Annotated in this window: 5 protein-coding genes; 3 read left to right on the forward strand and 2 right to left on the reverse strand. The window is 69.0% G+C overall.

Going from position 1 to position 6,730, the window contains the following annotated elements; translation table 11 throughout:
* From E8A12_RS04455 to E8A12_RS04465, 3 genes are all read left to right on the forward strand, one after another.
* Positions 1–1,729: potassium transporter Kup (locus E8A12_RS04455; protein WP_293366556.1), on the forward strand; the 1,729-nt coding region annotated here is incomplete at its 5' end.
* 68 nt (positions 1,730–1,797) lie between these two features.
* Complete coding sequence (locus E8A12_RS04460) at positions 1,798–3,426, forward strand: amidase (protein WP_293366558.1); 1,629 nt, start codon at positions 1,798–1,800, stop codon at positions 3,424–3,426.
* A 205-nt stretch (positions 3,427–3,631) separates the two neighbouring features.
* Positions 3,632–4,849, forward strand: a complete 1,218-nt coding sequence (locus E8A12_RS04465) for a glycosyltransferase (protein ID WP_293366560.1) — start codon at positions 3,632–3,634, stop codon at positions 4,847–4,849.
* Positions 4,850–4,870: 21 nt separating this feature from the next.
* Here the strand turns inward: E8A12_RS04465 and E8A12_RS04470 are convergent, their stop codons facing one another.
* Together E8A12_RS04470 and E8A12_RS04475 are read right to left on the reverse strand one after the other, a co-directional pair.
* Positions 4,871–6,100 (reverse strand): acyl-CoA dehydrogenase family protein, encoded by a 1,230-nt coding sequence (locus E8A12_RS04470; RefSeq protein WP_293366561.1) that lies wholly within the window; start codon positions 6,098–6,100, stop codon positions 4,871–4,873.
* A 12-nt stretch (positions 6,101–6,112) separates the two neighbouring features.
* Positions 6,113–6,730 (reverse strand): acyl-CoA dehydrogenase family protein (locus E8A12_RS04475; RefSeq protein WP_293366562.1); only part of this gene is annotated, 618 nt, incomplete at its 5' end.

Below are 6,730 nucleotides of genomic sequence, written 5' to 3' on the forward strand. Positions count from 1 at the left end.
TGTGATCGGCGTCGTCTCCCTGATGCTGTGGACGCTGATGGTGATCGTGACGCTGAAGTACGTCCTCATCCTCATGCGCTTCGACAACCGCGGCGAGGGCGGGACGCTGTCGCTGATGGCCCTGGTCCAGAAGGCGGGCGGCCGCGCGGCGGGCGCCATCCTGATCATCGGCATGATCGGCGCTGGCATGTTCTTCGGCGACGCGATCCTGACGCCCGCCGTCTCCGTGCTCTCGGCTGTCGAAGGCCTTGAGGTCGTTCAGAGCCTGAGCGGGCGGATCGATCCCTACGTGCCGGTGATCGCGCTGGTCCTGCTTGTGGGCCTGTTCACGGTGCAGAAGCGTGGCGCCGGCGGCGTCGGACGCTGGTTCGGACCGATCTGCGTGGTCTGGTTCGTGACCATCGCCGTGCTGGGACTCGCCGCCCTGGCGCGCGCGCCGCAGGTGCTGGGCGCGCTCAGCCCACTGCCCGGCATGTCCGTGCTGATCCACCATCCGAAGGTCGCGCCCGCCGTGCTGGGCAGCGTCTTCCTAACCGTGACGGGGGCCGAGGCGCTCTACGCCGACATGGGCCATTTCGGCAGGAAGCCGATCCAGTGGACCTGGGTGGCGCTGGTCTTCCCCTGCCTGATCGCCAACTACCTGGGCCAGGGCGCCCTGGTGCTGGCCGACCCCAGCGCTGTCGACAACCCCTTCTTCCACCTGGCGCCCGACTGGTTCCAGCTGCCGCTGGTTGGCCTGGCCACCGCCGCCACGGTGATCGCCAGCCAAGCGGTGATCTCCGGCGCGTTTTCGATGACCCAGCAGGCCGTGCAGCTCGGCCTCCTGCCGCGCCTGACGCTGAAGGTCACCTCTGAGGCACACATCGGCCAGATCTACGCCCCGCAGATCAACTGGATCCTGATGATCGGCGTCGCCGCCTTGGTGCTGGGCTTCCGATCCTCCGACGCCCTGGCCAACGCCTATGGCGTCTCCGTGGTGGGCGCGATGATCACCTCCTCGGTGCTGGCCGTGGTGGCGATCCACCGGCTGAAGGCGCGGCCTATGTGGCAGGCGGCGGTGATCTTCTCTCCGTTCCTGGTGGTGGAGGGCGCCTTCCTGGCCGCCAACCTCGCCAAGGTGATGCATGGTGGCTACGTGCCCCTGCTGATCGCCGCCGGCGTGATCCTCCTGATGTGGACCTGGATGCGCGGCATCCGGCGCGTCCTGAAGGCCGAGCAGAGCGATCTGCGGCTCGCCGACGTCCTGCCGATGCTGACCCAGCGCCCGCCTCTGCAGGCGCGGGGTGCGGCAGTGTTCCTCACCGCCGATCCCGGCTCGGTGCCCGCCGCGCTGATGCACAATCTCAAGCACAACCAAGTGCTGCACGAGCAGGTGGTGTTGCTGACGGTGAAGGTCGCGCCGCGTCCGCGGGTGCCCGATTCCGAGCGGGTCGAGGTCCACGATCTGGCCCCCGGCTTCAAGGCCATGACTCTGTCCTTCGGCTTCATGGAGACCCCCAACGTCGCCAAGGGCATGACGCTGGCCCGCGCCAAGGGGCTGAAGTTCGACATCATGCGCACCTCGTTCTTCCTCAGCCGCCGGACGCTGCTGCCGCGGCGCGCGGGCGGGATCGGCCATATCCTCGACGTGCTGTTCGTCTTCTTGACGCGCAACGCCGTCAGGACCGCCGATTTCTTCCAGATCCCGCCGTCCCGGGTGGTGGAACTGGGCGCGCAGGTGGCGTTCTAGCGCAGCCCTCGTGGCTGGCGTTTTGGTCCGCGGTCGGCTCCAATGACCCTGCTGAATCGGGGACGGCCATGCTGAGACACTTCACCTTCGCCGCGGCCCTGGCCGCCCTGGCGGCCATGGCCTTGCCGGCGCCGGCCTGCGCGCAGACCCCGGCGGCGGGCGCCCCGGTGACGAGCCCCTTCGCCACCGCCACGGAGCAGCAGGCGGCCATGGCCGCTGGGACCCTGACCTCAGAGGCCCTGGTGACGCGCTACCTGGCGCGCATCGCCGAGCTGAACAAGGCGGGGCCCAAGCTCAACGCGGTCATCGCCCTCAACCCGCACGCGCTCACCGACGCGCGTAAACTCGACGCCGAGCGCCAGGCGGGCCACGTGCGCGGACCGCTCCACGGAATCCCTGTGCTCTTGAAGGACAACATCGAATCCGCAGACGGCACCGCCACCACTGCCGGCTCGCTGGCGCTGAAGGACAACATCACCAACCGCGACGCGCCGTTGGTGAAGCGGCTGACCGACGCGGGCGCGGTGATCCTCGGCAAGGCCAACCTGTCGGAGTGGGCCAACTTCCGCTCGCTGCATTCGATCAGCGGCTGGACCGGCGTCGGCGGCCTGGTGCGCAATCCCTATTCCCTGGACCGCACCGCCTGCGGCTCCAGCGCCGGGTCAGGCGTGGCGGTCTCGGCGGGCCTCGTCACGCTCGCGGTCGGCACCGAGACCGACGGCTCGGTCACCTGCCCCGCGGCCACCAATGGCGTGGTGGGGCTGAAGCCCACGCTGGGCCTGATCTCGCGCACCTATGTCGTGCCGATTTCGGCCGAGCAGGACACGCCCGGGCCGATGACCCGCTCGGTGGCCGACGCGGCGGCCATGCTGAACGCCATGGCCGGATCCGATCCCGCCGACCCCGGCACCGTTGAGGCCGACGCCCACAAGACCGACTATCTGGCAGGCCTGAAGCCGGGCGCCTTGCAGGGCGCGCGCGTCGGTGTGCTGCGGATGACCGTCGGCCGCTCGCCGCAGACGGACGCGATCTACGAAGACGCGCTGGCGGCCCTACGAAAGGCAGGCGCGGTGCTGGTCGAGGTCAAGGGACCCGACGACGCGGCGCTGGGCGCCATCTCAGGCGCCGAGGGCGAGGCGTTGCGCGTGGAGTTCAAGGCGGCGCTGAACGCCTACCTCGCCACCACGCCGCCCAAGGTGACCGCTCGGACCATCGACGCCCTGATCGCCTTCGACAACAAGGAGCCGCGCGAGACGCCGCTGTTCGGCCAGGAGATATTCGAGGCCGCCTCGGCCGCGGCGCCGATCACCGACCAGACCTACATCGCCCGGCGCGCCAACGCCCGCAAACTGGCCCGCGCGGCGCTCGACAAGATGATGCAGGACAACAGCGTCGAGGTGCTGGTGGGCCCGTCCACCGGTCCGGCCACCATCGTCGACCCCATCGACGGCAGCCGCAGCCTGGGCTCCTATTCCACCCTGCCAGCGGTCTCGGGCTATCCGCATCTGACCGTGCCCATGGGCAATGTCTCGGGTCTGCCGGTGAACCTGTCGCTGATCGGGCCAGCCTGGTCGGAGGCCCGGCTGCTGGCGCTTGGCTACGCCTTCGAACAGGCCACCCACGCGCGCATCGATCCGTTGTTCCTGCCCAACATTGCCGCTCGCCCGGAATTCGCCAAGGCGTACGATCCACACTGAAGCCCTTGTCGAGTCGGGCTTTCGCCCCAATCTGAGCGTCAAGCTTCAGCGTCCACGAAAAGGTGCGGGTCCCCTGGCAAGGCTTTGGAAAAATTCGTCCGAACGCGGTAGGCTGAAGAAGCTGCAGCGGGATCGAACGGCCGCGCTGTTCGTTGCATCATCAACGGGGGCCCCGATGGGGTTCGAGGATAGAAGGGCCGATCGCGTGGCGGACGTTTCGCCGGTTTCTCCGGACCGGATTCTGCGCGCGGATATGGCGGGCGCGCCGGCCTTCGGCGACGACGGGCCCGGCTTCCACCTGATCGACACCACCATGATGTATGCGCCGCGTTCCGGCGGCGTGAAGCGCTACCTGACCGCCAAGCGCACCTGGCTGGAGAAGCGCCAGCCGGATATCCGCCACACCCTGGTCGTGCCAGGCAAGGCCACCCGGCGCGAAACACCGGGGCTCTACACCGTCTCGGCCACCAAACTGCCGTTCGGCGACGGCTACCGCATGCCGGCCAGCCCCAACAAGTGGGCCGCGGTGCTGGAGATGCTGCAGCCGGACATCATCGAGGCCGGCGACGTCTTCGTGCCCGGCCACGCGGCGCTGATCGCCGGCCAGACGCTTGGGGCGCCCGTCGTCGCCGTCTGCCACACCGACGCCCCAACACTCGCCGCCCTGCACCTGGGCGAATGGGCCGAGCAGCCGACCTTCAACCTTTGGGCCCAGGCCTATCAGCGCTTCGACCATGTGATCGCGCCCAGCCGGCATTCGGCCAACCGCCTGGCCGAAGCGGGCGTGAAGGAAGTCAGCGTCCATCCGCTCGGCGTCGACCTGGAGCTCTTCCACCCCAGCCGCGGCGACCGCGAGGCCCTGCTGAAGCGGCTGGACTTCCCCTCCGACGCCCGCCTGCTGGTCTTCGCCGGCCGGCCAGCGCGGGAGAAGAACATCGATTCCATGGTCGCCGCCGTGCAGATGCTGGGCGACCCCTACCGCCTCGTGCTGATCGGAGCTGGCAAGGATTCCCGCTATCCGTCGAGCGTCGGCTGCATCGACTTCGAAGGCGAGCCGGAGAAGCTGGCCGGTGTGATCGCCTCCTGCGACGCCTTCATCCACGCCAACGAGAACGAGATCTTCGGCCTGGTGGTGATCGAGGCCATGGCCGCCGGCCTGCCGGTGATCGGTCCCGACAAGGGCGGCGTCGGCGAACTGCTCGACGAGAGCGTCGGCCAGCTGGCTGCCGGGGTCGATCCGGCCAGCCTCGCCGAGGCGACCGAGGCCCTCTTCGCCCGCGACCTTCCGGCCCTGAAGATCGCCGCCCGCCAGCGCGCCGAAAGCCGCCACAGCTGGGACCACACCTTCGAGGGCCTGACCCGGCTCTACACGCGCCTGCTGACGCTCAGCCCGCGCCGCGCGCCGATGCGGATGAGCGCCTAGGCGAAGCGCCTGCCGCCACGCCTAGCGGCCGGTAGGCATGTCCTTGAAGGCCACATCCTTGTCGACTCGGATATCGCCGGGCAGGCCGAGGACTCGCTCGGCGATGATGTTCTTGAGGATCTCGTCGGTGCCGCCGGCGATGCGCAGGCCCGGCGCGAACATCAGCGACCAGTGGAACGCCGCCTGCATCGGGGCCAGCTCCGGGTCGTTGAGGATGCCATACTGGTCCAGCATCTCGATCGCTGTATTGCCCAGGTCCTGCATCTGCAGCGCCGAGACCACCTTGCCGATCGAGCTTTCCGGGCCGGGCGTCTGACCGCGCGACAGCGCGGTCATGGTGCGGTTGCGGGTGTGCTTCAGGCCTTCGGTGGCCACATACCAGTCGGCCAGCTTCTCGCGGATCGCCTGGTCCCTCAGCACCGGCGCGCCGTCCAGGCCCGGGATGCTGCGCGCGGCCTCCAGGAACTGGGCCCAGCCCGCGCCCGAGGGCCCGCCCACCGCCAGCCGCTCGTTCATCAGCGTGACCAGGCTGACTTTCCAGCCTTCGTCGACGGCGCCCAGCCGCTGGCTGTCCTTCACGCGCACGTCGGTGAAGAAGACCTCGTTGAACCCGGAGCCGCCGGACATCTGGTGGATCGGCTTCACCTCGATGCCGGCGTCGTGCATGTCGACCCAGAACATGGTGAGGCCCTTGTGCTTGGGCGCGTCCGGGTTGGTGCGGCAGACCACGATGCCGAAGTCCGAGAACTGGGCTCCCGTCGTCCACACCTTTTGGCCCGAGATCAGCCAGTCGCCGGAGCCGTCCGGCGCGCGCACCGCCTTGGTCCTAGCCGCCGCCACGTCCGAGCCGCCGGAGGGCTCGGAGAACAACTGGCACCAGATCTCCTCGCCGCGCAGGGCCGGGCCCACGAAGCGGGTCTTGGTGGCGTCGTCAGCGAAGGTCATCACCGTCGGCACGCACATTCCTAGGCCGATCTGGAACGGGTTTCCCGGCACCGGGAAGTGGGCCTCTTCCTGGTTGAAGATCACCTGCTGGATGGGCGTGCCGCCCTGGCCGCCCCATTCTTTGGGCCATGTGATCTGAGCGTAGCCGGCCGCGGCCTTCTTCGCCTGCCAGGCCTTGGACGCGGCCATCGAGCCGCCGCCTTCCGGATCGTCATCGCCCGCGCGGGCTTTTGGCGCATTGGCCTCCAGCCAGGCTTTGACCTGGGCGCGGTAGGCGGCTTCGTCGGGGCTGTCGTTGAAGTCCATCTATCCACTCCTTCAGGCTGCGTTGCGCCGTTCGAGATGGCTCACCAGCCGCTCTTTCCACACCCTGGGCGCGCCGGCCACCAGGCTCAGCTGGCGCGAACGGCGGTAGTAGAGGTGGCAGTCCATCTCCCAGGTGAAGCCGATGCCGCCGTGGGTCTGGATGTTCTCCTTGGCGGCGAACCAGAAGGCCTCGCTAGCCGCGATCCGCGCCGCGCTGGCCGCCAGAGGCATCTCCGGCGCGTCGGTGTTGAGCGCCCAGGCGCCGTAGTAGGCGTTTGAGCGGGCCAGCTCGTTCTTGACGTAGATGTCGGCGAGCTTGTGCTTGATCGCCTGGTAGGAGGCGATCACCCGACCGAAGGCGTAGCGCTCAAGGGCGTAGGCCTTGGCCATCTCCAGGCACTTGTCGGCGCCCCCGCACTGTTCGAAGGCCAGCAGGATCGCGGCGCGGTCGAAGATCTGCTCCAGCAGCGCGAAACCTTCGCCGGCGCCGCCCACCCGTCGCGCCGGCGTGTCCTTGAAGGTCAGCTTGGCCGCGTCGCGGGTCGGGTCGAGCGTCTGCAGCGCCTCGCGGGTGACGCCTTCGCCGTCGAGATGGACGGCGAACAGCCCGGGCTTGCCGCCCTCCTTGGC

Source organism: Phenylobacterium sp. (assembly GCF_004799395.1).
Classification (GTDB): Bacteria; Pseudomonadota; Alphaproteobacteria; order Caulobacterales; family Caulobacteraceae; genus Phenylobacterium.

Excerpts from the sequence above, each read along its gene's own strand:
- E8A12_RS04460 (WP_293366558.1), top strand. The coding sequence starts at position 1,798 with ATGCTGAGACACTTCACCTTCGCCGCGGCCCTGGCCGCCCTGGCGGCC.
- E8A12_RS04470 (WP_293366561.1), bottom strand. The coding sequence starts at position 6,100 with ATGGACTTCAACGACAGCCCCGACGAAGCCGCCTACCGCGCCCAGGTC.